Source organism: Pseudomonas sihuiensis, assembly GCF_900106015.1.
Taxonomy (GTDB): domain Bacteria; phylum Pseudomonadota; class Gammaproteobacteria; order Pseudomonadales; family Pseudomonadaceae; genus Aquipseudomonas; species Aquipseudomonas sihuiensis.
In genome coordinates this window covers 2,628,072-2,643,400 of record NZ_LT629797.1, presented here as the reverse complement: position 1 = coordinate 2,643,400, position 15,329 = coordinate 2,628,072, and the positions used below count along the sequence as shown (strand labels likewise).

The 15,329-nt window shown below is 63.1% G+C and carries 14 protein-coding genes; 10 read left to right on the top strand and 4 right to left on the bottom strand.

The annotated features are described in order from the left end of the window. Positions 1–10: 10 nt before the first annotated feature. Complete coding sequence (locus BLT86_RS12450) at positions 11–1,783, bottom strand: SulP family inorganic anion transporter (RefSeq protein WP_059391154.1); 1,773 nt, start codon at positions 1,781–1,783, stop codon at positions 11–13. A gap of 179 nt (positions 1,784–1,962) precedes the next feature. On the opposite strand from BLT86_RS12450, the gene BLT86_RS12445 reads away from it, so the two are divergent. The 10 genes from BLT86_RS12445 (at position 1,963) to BLT86_RS12400 (ending at position 12,333) form a co-directional block, all read left to right on the top strand. Beyond that, complete coding sequence (locus BLT86_RS12445; RefSeq protein ID WP_408003026.1) at positions 1,963–3,624, top strand: GMC family oxidoreductase; 1,662 nt, start codon at positions 1,963–1,965, stop codon at positions 3,622–3,624. A gap of 80 nt (positions 3,625–3,704) precedes the next feature. Next, complete coding sequence (locus BLT86_RS12440) at positions 3,705–4,640, top strand: autotransporter outer membrane beta-barrel domain-containing protein (protein ID WP_092377049.1); 936 nt, start codon at positions 3,705–3,707, stop codon at positions 4,638–4,640. Positions 4,641–4,818: 178 nt separating this feature from the next. Beyond that, positions 4,819–5,914 (top strand): peptide chain release factor 2 gene (gene prfB, locus BLT86_RS12435; protein ID WP_100227586.1). Its coding sequence is split into 2 segments (ribosomal slippage): positions 4,819–4,890 and positions 4,892–5,914, totalling 1,095 coding nucleotides; the frame shifts between segments, so codons are not numbered across the junction. A gap of 115 nt (positions 5,915–6,029) precedes the next feature. Further along, entirely contained in the window at positions 6,030–7,532 is a 1,503-nt protein-coding gene (gene lysS / locus BLT86_RS12430) for a lysine--tRNA ligase (protein WP_092380406.1), read from the top strand. Positions 7,533–7,697: 165 nt separating this feature from the next. Beyond that, complete coding sequence (locus BLT86_RS12425) at positions 7,698–8,411, top strand: TetR/AcrR family transcriptional regulator (RefSeq protein ID WP_092377046.1); 714 nt, start codon at positions 7,698–7,700, stop codon at positions 8,409–8,411. Positions 8,412–8,454: 43 nt separating this feature from the next. Then, the gene (locus BLT86_RS12420; protein WP_074917116.1) at positions 8,455–9,006 is read left to right on the top strand and encodes a hypothetical protein; all 552 of its coding nucleotides are present in this window, start codon (positions 8,455–8,457) and stop codon (positions 9,004–9,006) included. Between the two features lie 8 nt (positions 9,007–9,014). Further along, entirely contained in the window at positions 9,015–10,304 is a 1,290-nt protein-coding gene (locus tag BLT86_RS12415; RefSeq protein WP_092377043.1) for a flavohemoglobin expression-modulating QEGLA motif protein, read from the top strand. 79 nt (positions 10,305–10,383) lie between these two features. Beyond that, positions 10,384–11,130, top strand: coding sequence for a TIGR00266 family protein (locus BLT86_RS12410; protein ID WP_021490308.1), 747 nt, complete (start codon positions 10,384–10,386; stop codon positions 11,128–11,130). Then, the gene (locus tag BLT86_RS12405; RefSeq protein WP_408003025.1) at positions 11,081–12,013 is read left to right on the top strand and encodes an alpha/beta hydrolase; all 933 of its coding nucleotides are present in this window, start codon (positions 11,081–11,083) and stop codon (positions 12,011–12,013) included. Before BLT86_RS12410 ends, BLT86_RS12405 begins: the two co-directional genes overlap by 50 nt. Beyond that, a complete protein-coding gene (locus BLT86_RS12400) occupies positions 12,010–12,333 on the top strand; it encodes a hypothetical protein (RefSeq protein ID WP_017675099.1) in 324 nt (107 codons plus the stop codon). Before BLT86_RS12405 ends, BLT86_RS12400 begins: the two co-directional genes overlap by 4 nt. 839 nt (positions 12,334–13,172) lie before the next feature. On the opposite strand, the gene BLT86_RS12395 is transcribed toward BLT86_RS12400, so the two are convergent. From BLT86_RS12395 to BLT86_RS12385, 3 genes are all read right to left on the bottom strand, one after another. Continuing rightward, positions 13,173–13,958 (bottom strand): OmpA family protein, encoded by a 786-nt coding sequence (locus BLT86_RS12395; protein ID WP_017675098.1) that lies wholly within the window; start codon positions 13,956–13,958, stop codon positions 13,173–13,175. Between the two features lie 47 nt (positions 13,959–14,005). Continuing rightward, positions 14,006–14,419, bottom strand: a complete 414-nt coding sequence (locus BLT86_RS12390) for a DUF4398 domain-containing protein (protein WP_031306771.1) — start codon at positions 14,417–14,419, stop codon at positions 14,006–14,008. 420 nt (positions 14,420–14,839) lie between these two features. Further along, positions 14,840–15,184 carry a hypothetical protein gene (locus BLT86_RS12385; protein WP_017675096.1) on the bottom strand — a complete coding sequence of 115 codons (345 nt, stop codon included), beginning with the start codon at positions 15,182–15,184 and terminating at the stop codon, positions 14,840–14,842. Between the last annotated feature and the right edge of the window lie 145 nt (positions 15,185–15,329).

Genomic DNA, 15,329 nt, shown 5'->3' with positions numbered 1-15,329 from the left:
TCTTCTCGTTTCAGTCCGCATGCCGGGCATGGCCCGGCATCGCCTCATCAGCATGATCGCTCAGGTAGGCTTCGACGGCCGCGCTAACCGTTGGTTGCAGGTGCCTTGGCTGATCGTCGTGCAGTAACCCGAAGCGCCGCAGCTTGTCCTTGAGCGGCCCCTTGACCTCGGCGAAGTGCAGTTCGATGCCGGCTTCCGCCAGCATTCGTTCCAGGTCGCCGAGCATGTCGGCAGAGGTCACGTCGATGCTGGTAACCGGTTCGGCGGCGATCACCACGCGGCGCACTGGCGCCGGGGCTTTTTCCAGCGCCTGCAGCAGGCATTGCTGGAAGAGCTCGGCATTGGCGAAGAACAGCGGCGCGTCCCAGCGAAACAGCAGCAGGCCGGGTATCTGCCGTGCATCGGGGTGTCGCTTGATGTCGTGGAAACCGCGGACGCCCTCTACCTGGCCGAGAACGGTGTAGTACGGGCGCCAGCCATCCCAGAGAAACTCGATCACCGCCAGCACCACGGCAATGCCGATGCCGGGAATCACGCCGAAGGTCAGCACGCCGGCGAAGCAGGCCATCGACAGCCAGAACTCCCATTGCTGCACGCGGAAGATGCGCCGCAGGTCGGTGACCACGAACAGGCCGATGACAGCGGCAATCACCACCGCGGCCAGCGCACTGGTGGGCAGGTACTGCATCAGATCCGGGGCCAGCACCAGCAGCAGGGCAACGCTGAGGGCGCCGACGATACCGGCGACCTGGGTCATCGCGCCTGCCGCTTCGGCGACCGGCGTGCGTGAGGCGCTGCTACTGATGGGAAAACCCTGAAACAAACCACCGGCCAGGTTCGCCGCGCCAAGGGCGACCAGCTCCTGATTGGGGTCTACTGGGCGTCCGGTACGGGCTGCGTAGGTGCGCGACAGCACGCTGGTGTCGGCGAACGCGACCAGGGCGACGGCGATACCGCCCAGTACCACGCTGGCCAGATCGACACCGCTGAGCCAGGGCAGGGTGAAACTGGGCAGCCCCTGGGGCAGCTCGCCGAGCACCTGTACGCCCTGGCTATCGAGCTCGAACAGGGCCACCGCCAGGGTTGCCAGGGTCACGGCGATGAGGATGCCAGGCAATTGCCGGAAGCGGCTCAGCAGCAGGATCAAGGCCAGGGTGCCGGCGCCGACGAGCAGGCTGTAGAGGTGGGCCTGGCCCTCGATCAGCGCGCTGGCGATGGCCCATAGGTCGCTGAGCGGACCCTGGCTGTCGATGCTAAAGCCGAACAACTTGGGCGCCTGGCTGATCAGCACGCTCAGCGCAATACCGTTCATGTAGCCATAGCGAATGGGCTTGGACAGCAATTCGGTGATGAACCCCAGGCGCAGCAGTCCGGCTATCAGGCAGGTGAGGCCGGCCACCACGGCCATCATGCTGGCCAGGGTCACCGCGCGCATCGGGTCGCCGCCGGAGAGTGGCAGCACCACGGCGAGAATCAGTGCTGCCAAGGCCGAGTCCGGGCCGAGCACGAGAATACGGCTGGGGCCGAACAGGGCGTAAGCCAGCAGCGGCACGATGGTCGCGTACAGGCCATAGATGCCGGGCACGCCGGAAGCCTCGGCATAGGCAATGCCCACCGGTACCAGCATGGTGGTCAGCACCAGGCCGGCGGCAATGTCCTTGGGTAGCCAGGCCAGGCGATAGTCCCTGAGCGTTTGCAGGCCCGGAAGCCAGCGTAGCCAGCCGCGCTGTTGCGAAATGGCAGGAAGCGGCGTGTGTGGCTTGCGTGCAGGCGCTGGTGGCATCGCGGATGGGCTCGGGCAGGAATGCCTACAAGTAAAGCGCAGGGCACGGATGCTTCACCATAGCTGCCAGTCGATGGGCGCACATTCAGCCGCTGCCTCAGACCAAAAGATCATTCATCCTCACCCCCGGCTTGTTTTAGGCTGTTGGCCAACGACAAGAACGACACGCGAGGATGCTTATGTCGCAACTGCCACTGGAAGCATACGACTACCTGATCGTTGGCGCCGGCCCAGCCGGTTGCCTGCTGGCCAATCGGCTTTCCGCCGACCCTGGCGTCAGCGTGCTGCTGATCGAGGCGGGCGGGCGCGACAACTATCCCTGGATTCATATCCCGGTTGGCTACCTGTACTGCATCGGCAATCCGCGTACCGACTGGTGCTACAGCACCGAGGCCGATCCCGGTCTGCATGGCCGTTCGTTGAAGTACCCGCGTGGCCGCGTGCTTGGCGGCAGCTCGTCGATCAACGGCATGATCTACATGCGTGGCCAGGCCGCGGACTACGATGGCTGGGCTGCGGCGGGCAATCCCGGTTGGGCCTGGCGTGATGTGTTGCCGCTGTTCAAACGCTCGGAGAATCATTTTGCCGGCGCGAGCGAGCTGCACGGTGGCGACGGCGAATGGCGGGTCGAGCGCCAGCGTCTGTCGTGGGAGATTCTCGAGGCCTTCCGTGAGGCGGCGGCGCAGAATGGTATTGCCAGCGTCGATGACTTCAACGGTGGGGATAACGAAGGCTGCAGCTACTTTCAGGTCAACCAGAAGCGCGGCGTGCGCTGGAATGCCTCCAAGGCCTTTCTGCGCGATATTCGCCAGCGCCCCAATCTGCAGGTGCTGACCGGCGCCGAAGCCGAACGGCTGGAGCTGGAGGGCAGTCGTGCCCGTGCCCTGCATCTGCGCTGCCAGGGGCGGGCGCTGCGGGTGGCGGCACGTCGCGAGATCATCCTGTGTGCCGGCGCCATCGGTTCGCCGGCCTTGCTGCAGCGTTCCGGCATCGGCCCAAGGCCGCTGCTTGAACGCCTGGGTATCGGCGTCAGGCACGAGCTGCCAGGTGTCGGTGAGAACCTGCAGGATCACCTGCAACTGCGCCTGATCTACCGCGTCGAGGGCGTGAAGACGCTCAATCGCATTGCGGCTACCCCTTGGGGCAAGCTGGGCATGGGCCTGGAGTACCTGCTCAGGCGCAGCGGGCCGCTGTCCATGGCGCCCAGCCAGCTTGGTGCCTTCGCCAAGTCCGACCCCGGCCAGGCGCGCGCCAATCTGCAATATCACGTGCAGCCATTGTCGCTGGAGCGCTTTGGCGAGCCCTTGCACGATTTCCCGGCCTTCACCGCATCGGTATGCAACCTGCGCCCGACCAGCCGCGGCAGCGTTCAGATTGCCTCCGTCGATGCCAGCGTAGCCCCGCTGATACGCCCAAACTACCTCAGTGACGAGCGGGATCTACAGGTGGCAGCCGATGCCATTCGCCTGACCCGGCGCATCGTCGCCGCGCCCGCCCTGGCCCGCTACCGGCCCGAGGAATACAAGCCGGGGCCGCAGTACCAGAGCGAAGAAGACCTGCAGCGCGCTGCGGGCGAGATCGGCACTACCATCTTCCACCCGGTCGGCACCTGCGCCATGGGCCAGGGCCGTGAAGCGGTGGTCGATGCGCGTCTGCGCGTACATGGTATCGCCGCTTTACGTGTAGTCGACGCGTCGATCATGCCGAGCATCACCTCAGGCAATACCTGCTCGCCGGTGCTGATGATTGCGGAGAAGGCGGCGCAGATGATTGCCGCCGATGCGCGAGCGGCGATAAGCATGGTGCCGCAGCGCGAGCCTGGTTGCGGGGTGAGCGCGTGACCGCTCGATCCGAAGTGTCTTGGCGGGCGAGGCGACAGGTGTGCTCTGCTAGCATTGGGCGTCGATAAATGGAGGCGAACATGGCTCTGCGTGTAGCGCTGCTCGGGTTGGGCTTGCTTCAGGTCGCCACGGGCGTTGTCGCTGGCGACCTGGCATTGGACCAGCGCGCCTTGCTCCTGGAGGACAGCCGGTTGCCGCGTGAGGCGGCTCTGGATCGTCTGCAGCAGGTGCGCTTCGCCTTTCGCGAGGCGGCCCCTGAGGCCGGCGAGTGGCCGCTGTGGTCGCGCACCTACGGCATCCAGGGGAGCTGGGACGACGCCGGCCTCGAGCGCCGCGGCGAGGGGCTGCTGATGGGGATGGATCGTGCGCTGGGCGGACAGTGGATCGGCGGTGTGCTGGGTGGAGTGGCGCGTGCCCGGCTGGATCATGATCAGGGTCATGGCCGCACCGATAGTCGTTACCTTGGGGTCTACGCCGCGACTCGGGTATACAACCAGTTGGGGTTTCGGCTCGGGTTGCTGCACGGCTGGCACGAGCTGGAACGGCGCGATAACGCGCGCAGTTGGCAGCTGTTTGGCGAAAGCAGTTACGCCATGGACTATCGCACTTTCACCTCGGAGCCATTTGCCGGCCTGGCGTTAGTGCATCTGGATGCCGACGCCCGGCGTTTCGACGGACTGCGCCTGGCGGCAGCGCATGAGCAGGCTGGCTACCTGACGCTTGGCTGGCGCCTGGCCGCGCCCTGGTACTGGCAACAGCGCAAGTGGGTAGGGCGTGCCAGTCTGGCGCTGCGGCAGAACCTGGGCAGTGACCGCTTGCGTGACGAGGCGGTCGACGGTGATGGCGCACTCCAGCAGATGCACAGTCGTGAGTTCGAGCGCAGCAGCCTGCGTCTTGACCTGAGTCTGGATCATGAGCTCAGCCGCAGCCTCTACCTGGGTCTGACCTATGCGGGCCATTACGCCGAAGACGCGCGCGACAACGCCTTGGCCGCACGCCTGAGCCTGAAGTTCTGAGCGCGCCCCGCCGGTCAGCCAGCGGGCTGCCAGGGGGCTTCGAGTCGGGTATACTCGCCGGCTTTTCAGAAACTTTGCGGTCACGGCTCTTGCCGTGCTCGGCCAGGGTAGCGCATTAGCCGCTCGGGCGAGCCGGATTGAGCCGTTTCGCGTCTTTTGCCCGAGAGTGCTGCCCACCATGGAAATCAATCCGATCCTCAACAGCATCAAGGACCTGTCCGAACGTACCCAGTCAATTCGGGGGTATCTTTGACTACGATCACAAGCATGATCGTCTGGTCGAAGTAAACCGCGAGCTGGAAGACGCCAGCGTCTGGAACAAGCCCGAGTACGCCCAAGCCCTGGGCCGTGAGCGCGCCATGCTGGCACAGATCGTCGAAACCATCGACGACCTCACTGGTAGCCTGGCCGATTCCAAAGATCTGCTGGAAATGGCTGCCGAAGAAAACGACGAAGGCGCGGTGAACGACATCGCCGCCGAAGTCGAGCGCCTGCGCGAAATCCTCGAGAAGCTGGAGTTCCGCCGCATGTTCAGCGGCGAGATGGACCCGAACAACTGCTACCTGGATATCCAGGCCGGTTCCGGCGGCACCGAGGCCCAGGACTGGGCCAACATCCTGCTGCGCATGTACCTGCGCTGGGCCGACAAGCGCGGCTTCGACGCCACCATCATCGAACTGTCCGAGGGTGAAGTCGCCGGTATCAAGGGCGCCACCGTGCACATCAAGGGCGAGTATGCCTTCGGCTGGCTGCGCACCGAGATCGGCGTGCACCGCCTGGTGCGCAAGAGCCCGTTCGACTCCGGCGCGCGTCGCCACACCTCGTTCTCGGCGGTGTTCGTGTCCCCCGAGATCGACGACAAGGTCGAGATCGACATCAACCCGTCCGATCTGCGCATCGACACCTACCGCTCCTCCGGCGCCGGTGGTCAGCACGTCAACACCACCGACTCGGCGGTGCGTATCACCCACGTGCCGACCAACACCGTGGTCGCGTGTCAGAACGAACGCTCCCAGCACGCCAACAAGGACACCGCCATGAAAATGCTGCGGGCCAAGTTGTACGAGCTGGAGATGCAAAAGCGCAACGCGGCTTCGCAGGCGCTGGAAGACAGCAAGTCCGATATCGGCTGGGGTCATCAGATCCGCTCCTACGTGCTCGATGACTCGCGCATCAAGGACCTGCGTACCGGCGTCGAGCGTAGCGACTGCCAGAAAGTCCTCGATGGCGACCTCGACGGCTACCTCGAGGCCAGCCTCAAGCAGGGCCTGTAAGCCTTACCCTGTAGGAGCCAGCTTGCTGGCGATCACGCTCTCGAAGCGCATCGCCAGCAAGCTGGCTCCTACCAAACCCCCATTTGCATATACACGCCAGGCAGATAAAACGACCATGAGCGACCAACAACTCGACCACAACGAACTGCAACAGGAAGAAAACAAGCTGATTGCCCTGCGCAAGGAAAAGCTTGCTGCCGTCCGTGAGCAGGGCATTGCCTTCCCCAACGATTTCCGCCGCGACCGCCTGTGCGCCGACCTGCAGAAACAGTACGAGGGCAAGAGCAAGGAAGAGCTGGAAGCCGCCGCGATCCCGGTCAAGGTGGCCGGGCGCATCATGCTCAACCGTGGCGCCTTCATGGTCATCCAGGATACCTCCGGGCGCCTGCAGGTCTACGTCAACCGCAAGACCCTGCCGGCCGAGCAGCTGGAAGCGGTCAAGCACTTCGACCTGGGCGACATCATCGCTGCCGAGGGCACCCTGGCCCGCTCCGGCAAGGGCGATCTGTACGTCGACATGCAGAACGTGCGCCTGCTGACCAAATCGCTGCGCCCGCTGCCGGACAAGCACCATGGCCTGACCGACACCGAGCAGCGCTACCGCCAGCGCTACGTCGACCTGATCGTCAACGAGGAAGTGCGCCACACCTTCCGTGTGCGTTCGCAGGTGATCGCGCACATCCGTCGTTTCCTCAACGAGCGCGGTTTCCTTGAAGTGGAAACCCCGATGCTGCAGACCATCCCCGGCGGCGCTGCGGCCAAGCCGTTCGAGACCCACCACAACGCGCTGGACATGGCCATGTTCCTGCGTATCGCCCCGGAGCTGTACCTCAAGCGTCTGGTGGTCGGTGGCTTCGAGAAAGTGTTCGAGATCAACCGCAACTTCCGTAACGAAGGCGTCTCGACCCGGCACAACCCCGAGTTCACCATGCTCGAGTTCTACCAGGCCTATGCCGACTACCGCGACAACATGGACCTCACCGAGGAGCTATTCCGCGAGCTGGCCCTGGCCGTGCTGGGCAGCACCGACGTGCCATATGGCGACAAGGTGTTCCACTTCGGCGAGCCGTTCGTGCGTCTGTCGGTGTACGACTCGATCCTCAAGTACAACCCGGACATCACCGAGGCTGACCTCAACGACGTCGAGAAGGCCCGCGCCATCGCCAAGAAGGCCGGCGCCAAGGTGCTCGGCCACGAAGGCCTGGGCAAGCTGCAGGTGATGATTTTCGAAGAGCTGGTGGAGAGCAAGCTGGAGCAGCCGCACTTCATCACCGAGTATCCGTTCGAAGTGTCGCCACTGGCGCGTCGCAACGACGACAATCCCAACGTCACCGACCGCTTCGAGCTGTTCATCGGTGGTCGTGAGATCGCCAACGCCTACTCCGAGCTCAATGACGCCGAAGATCAGGCCGAGCGTTTCCTCGCCCAGGTGGCCGAGAAGGATGCCGGTGATGACGAAGCCATGCACTACGACGCCGATTTCGTCCGCGCCCTGGAGTACGGCATGCCGCCGACGGCTGGTGAAGGCATCGGCATCGACCGCCTGGTGATGCTGCTGACCAACTCACCCTCGATCCGCGACGTCATCCTGTTCCCGCATATGCGTCCGCAGGCTTGATGCCACACAGAAAGCCGCCTTCGGGCGGCTTTTTGCTACTTGTCGTTGCACTTTTCACGGCAATTTCACCGCTCGCCCGGGCTGTAAGCGAAACGGAGCCTTTTGCTTGCCTGTCCAAGCCATTACTCTCCCTGTCATAACTAGAACCTAGAGGGTCGACCCATCTTGAGCTCCGTGCCCGCGTCCCCGAATGCCACCCAGGCAGCCAATGCTGTCGCCGAAAGCGTCCAGTACCAGGGCCGCAAGGCCAGCCGTCAGGGCAGCGAGCAGCGCCGCCAGGCGATTCTCGATGCCGCCATGCGCATCATCGTGCGCGAGGGCGTGCGCGCCGTGCGCCATCGCGCTGTGGCGGCCGAGGCGCAGGTACCCTTGTCGGCCACGACCTACTATTTCAAGGACATCGATGACCTGATCACCGATACCTTCGCCCAGTTCGTCGAGCGCAGCGCCGCGCAGATGGCGGCATTCTGGGCCGGTACCCGGGGTGCGCTGGAGGAGATGGTCGGGCGCCTGGATGGCAGCGAGCAGGCGCGTCGGCAATTGGCTGACGAAATCGCCGCTCTGGCGGTGCAGTACGTGCAGCGTCAGTTGCGTGAGCGTCGTGATCACCTGATCGCCGAGCAGGCATTCCAGCAGGAAGCCTTGCTCAATCCACGACTGCGCGAGCTGGTGCGAGCTCACCGGCAGATCCTGCAGCAGGGGGTCACCCACTTCTTCGAGGTACTGGGCTCGCGCCAGCCTGAACAGGATGCCGTGCTGTTGACGGCCGCCATCGTGCGGATGGAGTATCAGGGCCTGCTAGACGGTGTAGAGCACCTGGACAGCCAAGGAATACTGGCCATCCTTAAACGCTACATGAATCTGGTTCTGGGGTTGTAAACCGTCGATCATCGGGTCGAACGGCCTTCACAAGGAGAGCGTAATGAAAGCGTGGCGCGCATTGGTCGCCCTGTCCTTCCTGCTGTTGAGTGGTTGCCTGGTCACCTTCAAGGACCCGATTCCGGCCAACGAGGCTGCCCCGATACCTCTGCTGGGCGAGTGGACCCGGCAGGACGAGTGGGGCGACCAGCTGTTTCTGGAGATCACCCGTGCCGGCTCCAACCTCTACCTGGCGCGTATCTACGAAGGCAGCGCGGACAACGAAAGCAGTTTCGAGGAGTTCGGTTTCACCGTCGCTCATCATGGCCGCCGCTGGTACCTCTCGGCGGGCCTGCCGAAGAGCCTGGGGGCCAACTTCGCCATCGCCGGTTTCGAGTTGACCAAGGACAACGAGCTGGTGCTGTACAACCTCGACGCTGACCGCATTCTCCAGGATATGGAAAAGGGCCTGCTGGAAGGGCAGACCGTTTCCATGCCTGAAGCGGACGGCGCATTGATCACCAGCCCGCTGGACAAGGTGTTCGCTTACCTCGACGACCCGGCCAATGCCGACCTGTTCGTCGAAGTGGCGCGTTATCAGCGGGCCGCCGAGTAGGAACTGCAATGAATAGCCAGCAGAAACTGGACGACTATCAGCTCTGTATCCGCGCCCTCAGTGACCGCATCGTCGAAGCACAAACGCCCATCCGTGTACTCGATGCGGTGAAGTGGGACGACGGCATCCGTGACGGCTTTCTCAAGGCCAAGGGCAAGCAGCCGCCGGCCGTCGATCGCGACTACTACCTGAGTCGGCCGCTGGCCTTCGATGCCGCCGCGAAGAAACTGGAATTTCAGAACATCGAGCGCGACATTACCCGCCAACTCGGCCAGTTCAACCCGGTCGGGCAGATCATGCGGCGCATGTGCAAGGAATACCGCATGGTCATCCGCATGCTCGAGGCGCGTGGTACCGAGGACTTCGGCCTGATCAGCCAGGAGCTGTATGGCGCTGCCTCCGACGCCTTCCACGCCGGTGATCCGACCCTGGCAGATCTCGGCCTGATGCTCTCGGACTACCTCAATAACATCGCCGCGCGTGGCGACCTGGAAGACGAGGCCAAGACCCTCGGTGCCAGTGATGCGGTGAACATCCTGCAGCAGCGTCTGGCTGGTGTATTTGGCGACGAAACCATTCGTGTGTTCGAGTCCGACGGTATTCTCGCTGATGCCGCCGCTGGCGCCGACTACATCAAGATCCGCAGCGATGCGCGTTTCAACGAGCGCGACGTCAAGGCGCTGGAAGTGCATGAAGGCCTGGTGCATGTCGGCACCACGCTCAACGGCCTCAACCAGCCGATCTGCACCTTCCTGGCCAAAGGCCCACCCTCATCGACGGTGACCCAGGAAGGTCTGGCCATTCTCATGGAGGTCATCGCCTTCGCCTCCTATCCGACCCGCCTGCGCAAGCTGACCAACCGTACCCGCGCCATCCACATGGCCGAGGAGGGCGCGGATTTTCTCGAGGTGTTCGAGTTCTTCCGTGAGCAGGGCTACGGCCTGGAAGGCGGCTACAGCAACGCCAGCCGGGTGTTCCGCGGCTCCTTGCCGACGGGCCTGCCGTTCACCAAGGACCTGTCGTACCTCAAGGGTTTCATCCTGATCTACAACTACATCCAGCTGGCGGTGCGCAAAGGCAAGCTGGAGCAGATTCCGCTGCTGTTCTGCGGCAAGACCACCCTGGAGGACATGCGCACCCTGCGCAAACTGGTGGACGAGGGCCTGGTGCAGCCGCCCAAGTACCTGCCGCCGCAGTTTCAGGACATGAACGCCTTGTCGGCCTGGATGTGCTTCTCCAACTTCCTCAATCACTTGAGCCTGGATCGCATCGAAGCGGACTACGCCAATATTCTCTGAATCAAACTGCACCTAGGGTGCGCCGCGCGCACCGCTGCCGTAGCCCGGATGAAATCCGGGAAGCCTTGGAGACCGCCCCGTGCCCAGCCATCAACTCGAATACGAAATCCTTGGCGCGTCGGCGCAATCGGTGGAGATCATCCTCGATCCTGGCGAGACGGTGATTGCCGAGGCCGGTGCGATGAACTACATGACCGACGGCGTGCGCTTCGAAACGCGCATGGGTGACGGTTCGTCCAGCGGTCTGCTGGGCAAGCTGTGGAGCGTTGGCAAACGCATGCTCACCGGCGAATCGCTGTTCATGACCCATTTCAGCAATGCCGGCAAGAGTCAGGCGCGGGTCGCCTTCGCGGCGCCTTATCCGGGTACCGTGGTGCCCATCGACCTGGCGAAGATCGGCGGGCGCTTGATCTGCCAGAAAGACGCCTTCCTCTGCGCAGCACATGGCACCCGCATCGGTATCAGCTTCGCCAAACGTCTGGGCGCCGGCTTCTTCGGCGGCGAGGGTTTCATCCTGCAGAAGCTCGAAGGTGACGGCCTGGCCTTCGTGCATGCCGGTGGCACGGTGATCCGCAAGGAGCTGAACAATGAAACCCTGCGCCTGGATACCGGTTGCCTGGTGGCCTTCAGCAGCGGCATCGATTACGACATCGCTTTGGCCGGCGGCCTGAAAAGCATGCTGTTCGGCGGCGAAGGCATCTTGCTGACCACGCTCAAAGGCACCGGTACGGTGTGGATTCAGAGCCTGCCGTTCTCGCGTCTGGCCGAGCGCGTCTATGCGGCGACCGTGCAGGCGCGCGAGGAGGTGCGCGCCGGTGGCAAGTAGCCTGCGAGCACTGGTCTTGCTGCTGGCCAGTCTGTGGTTGGTCGGTTGCAGCGGTCTGTTGTTCTACCCGGAGCCGGGTTTACCGATCACTCCGGCTCGCGCTGGCCTGGAATACCGTGACATCGAGCTGCGTGCCGCCGATGGCACGCGTCTGCATGCCTGGTGGTTGCCGGCCAAGCCTGGGGTGCAGGTCAAGGGCACGGTGCTGCATCTGCATGGCAATGGCGGCAACCTGGCCTGGCACCTGGGCGGCGTTCACTGGCTGCCGGAACAGGGCTATCAGGTGCTGATGCTGGATTATCGCGGCTACGGTCTGTCCGAAGGCAAGCCGCGACTGCCGGAGGTCTATCAGGACATCGATGCCGCTTTCGTCTGGCTCGAACAGGCGCCGCAGGTGCAGGGCGCGCCGCTTTTCCTGCTCGGGCAGAGCCTCGGTGGTGCGTTGGCCGTGCATTATCTGGCCGAGCATCCCGAGCGCCAATCGACCTTGCAGGCCATCGCACTGGACGGTGTGCCGGCCAGCTATCGCGACGTCGCCCGCCATGCGCTGAGCAAGTCCTGGTTGACCTGGCCGCTGCAGGTACCGCTGTCCTGGCTGGTGCCGGACGGCGACAGCGCGATTCACAGCATCGATCGACTCGCAGGCGCGCCCTTGCTGATCTATCACAGTGTTGACGACGCGATCGTGCCGCTTTCCAATGGCCAGCGTTTGTATCAAGCTGCGCGCCCGCCACGCGCCTTTCAGGCGACCCGTGGCCCGCACGTGCAAACCTTTGCCGAGCCCGCCTGGCGTCAGTCGCTACTGGCGTTCTTCGTCGCGCCGCAGGCCTACGTCGAGCGCCTGGGACCGGCTACCGAATCCGCAACAGAGAGTCCGCAATGACCGAACGTAACCCCATCCCCCTGATCCTCACGGGTGTCGCCAGCATCGTCGGCACCATTGGCGTGCTCTGGTACTACGGCTACGTGCATTTCGCCAAACCGGAAGATGCGCTGCTGTTATCCGATTTCACCATGCTCAAGACCGTTCCCGGTGAGGACTACAAGGTCTCGCTGAAACCGGCCAACCAGGTGGCGCAGTGCATCGATGGCGTGCTGGTATTGTTCGACATGCAGCAGAAGGGGCTGACCGGCGTGCTGGTGGACAACAAGAAGCAGGCGGTGCGCTGCATCGGCCAGGAAACCCCGGCCCTCGAGCAGTAAGGTCCGGCGCTAAAAAGAAGGTTCTTCGCATAGTTTGGGGAAAGTGCGGGTTGACACACCGGACTGGCAAGTTTGTGTGCGTCTTGCTTGCTGACTTAGCACTATCTATTACCGCGTGTGCTGAGCGTTTGGGTTGCGCCCCTTACGGGCGCCACACCTTTCTTGCTTGCCCAAGAAAGGTGTGCCAAAGAAGGGCACCCCGACATCCGGGTTTCGCTGCGCGAAACTTCCCTCGCTCCGGTGCTGCTCCGGGGGCCGGCTTACAAGGGCCATCCCTGGCCCTTTAAGCCTCTCGCCGCATCCATGCGGCTCGCTCCCCTACGCAACACCTCCACTCGGCCTCCTGAAGGGGACCAGGTCGCGAGCTTGCGCAATCTTTGCGGAATTGGAATTGGCGGCGTCTGGCCTTTGCTTTTGCTCTTCAACTGCGATGGTACGGACGACGGCCAAGTCCCCCTTCAGGAGGCCGAGTGGAATCGCCACGTAAGGGGTTGAGCGACATGGATGTCGCGAGAGCTGCGATGGGCTAGGGATGGCCCTTCGCAGCGTGCCCCTGAAGTGGTGATGGAGCGAGGGAACCCCGGCGCAGCCGGGGCCGGATGGTGGGGTGCCCTTCTCTTTGGTTACTTTCTCTTGGGCAAGCAAGAGAAAGTGACTCGCCCGTGAGGGGCGAAACCAAGACGAGAGATCGACGCGCTAGTGATCTTGGCCCGGAGATAAATAGCGCAGCAGAACACACAAACTTTCCAGTTCGGTGTCAAGCGTATCCTCCCCGCGAAAATGCGATGTACCAAAAAGAAACCCGCCATCAGGCGGGTTTCTTCATTCCGGCATGGCTGTCAGGCTCCGGTAGCCGAACGCGGAGCGACCGGCTGATTGTCGTTGGAGATGGTCACCTCCACACGACGGTTCTGCGCGCGACCGGAGTCACTGGAGTTGTCCGCTACCGGATACTCCTTGCCATAACCCTGGGCGACGATGCGCGTCGGCTCCACGCCAGCGCGAATCAGTGCGCGACGTACGGACTCGGCGCGACGCTCGGACAGGCCCTGGTTGTAGCTGGCCGAGCCGACGCTGTCGGTATAACCCTCGACGATCACCTGGCGCTCCGGGTTTTCCTGGAGAAAACGTGCCAGCTGGGTGACGTTGGGCAGTGCGCTGCTCTTGAGTTCGGCCTTGTTGAAGTCGAACAGGACGTCACCGAAGGTCACCAGGGTGCCGCGTTCGGTCTGCTTGGCGTTGAGGCTGTCCTGCAACTTGCGGATCTGCGCGTCGCGAGCATCGAGCAGGGCCTGGGCGCGCTGCGCCGAGGAGTTCTTCAGCTCGGCTTCGGCGTTACGCAGGACGATGGTCTGCTTGGCTACCTCGACGCGCTTGTTGGTCAGGTAGGCCAGTTGGTCGACCTTCTTCTCGTCTTCCTTTTCCATGTAGGCCTTGTCGGCCTTGTTCAGCCATTCCTGGGCTTCCTTGGTTTCCAGCGCAGCAACCTTGCTCGCCTGCGGATCGCTCTGCAGCGAGGAGAAGTTGCTACGCGCCGACTCCAGGTTGGCATTGGGCTGGTGCGAGCAGGCGGCCAGGCCGACGCTCAGAGCCAGAAGGGCGGGGATCATCACGTGTTTACGCATGGCGTTCATCCTTTGATCTGTCAGCGAATGGGTGGGGTGCATGCCGCTTACTGAGCGTTACGCATGCCTTCCTCACGCAGTTCCTGAACACCCTGACGGGCGTCCTGCAAAGCCTGCTCGGCTTTGGCGGCCTGGGCCTTGCGCTCGGCGAGTCGAGCATCCCACTCGGCCTGTTCAGCCAGGCGACGGGCTTTCTCATACTCTTTTTCGTGCATGGCCAGCTCGGCCTCTTTTAGCTTGTCCTGCGCGGACTTCATTTCCACGGCGGCAAACTCGGTACCCCCGGCGCTGATCGCCGAGTTCACGGCAGACTGCGTCACGGCGTATTGCTCGCTGGGCGGGTTACCCGCACAGCCAGCCAGCACCAGGCTGCTACCCAGTGCCAGGGCAGCCAGTTTGATCCCGTGCAGGCGGCTGCGCGGGGCTTTCTCGGTATGGGTCTTCATGGCGGCTAACTCCATTTGAAACACTCCTATGAACGACGATATCCGTGGCAATTGGCCCATCGTGTAGCTCGTCTACCAAGGGGGTTGGCGATATTGGCGTGCCACGATGGCCTGCAGTTGGGACCGACAGGTTTTTCGAATAGTTCAGAAAAAAACACAGCGTGCTTATGATTTTCTGGATGACTGGTCAGTCAACTATTTGCCTGTGACAAGGCCGCGGCACGGCCTTCCATGCAGTTGGAAACGCTCTTTTGGCCCTTCTATATAAAGGTTTTGGTGGGTTTCTATGGGGCGAGGGAAGGCCCTGGCGCCCGCGCGTTGCCGAAGGTGGGGGAGGCGCCGTGTCAGTGCGAAAAGGGCCGATCAGGAGACTTACGTTCTCCCTGAACGCCTGGAATTGAACAATATGTCGAACGCAAAGAGCTGTTCAGGGCGTCAATGGCTTGTCTCTTTGCCCGGTTCACTCAGTTCACGCAGGTATTTGCGCGACAGCGCCAGAAAGCGCGGTGTGGGCCCTATGTCCTCGTACAGCGGGTCGCCTTGCTCGTCCAGCGCCACGACCTTGCTGCCGCGCACGTAGGGTAGGCTGGCTTCGAGTTCCTCAAGCGCTGCGCCGATCAGTTCGCCGAGCAGTTCCTCGCTGTGGTGCTTGGGGTACATCTCGGTGAGCGCCGCCAGGCGAGCGGCCGACTCGACATTCAGATGAATGTGATAACGGGTCGGGGTCAGGTGCCCCTTGGCATTCTGTTCCCAGTGTTTTGCCAGTTCGCGAATTCTCATGTCGTTACTCCTCACGGGTGGCGCGGCTGATGCCGGCTTGCGCATCCACTACGCCTATCAGTAAGCCTAGTCCCAGCACGCAGGACTGCCCGGGTACGCGTCGCACCCTTGTAAGAAGTTGGCGCGCTGGGCACTCTGTTGACAC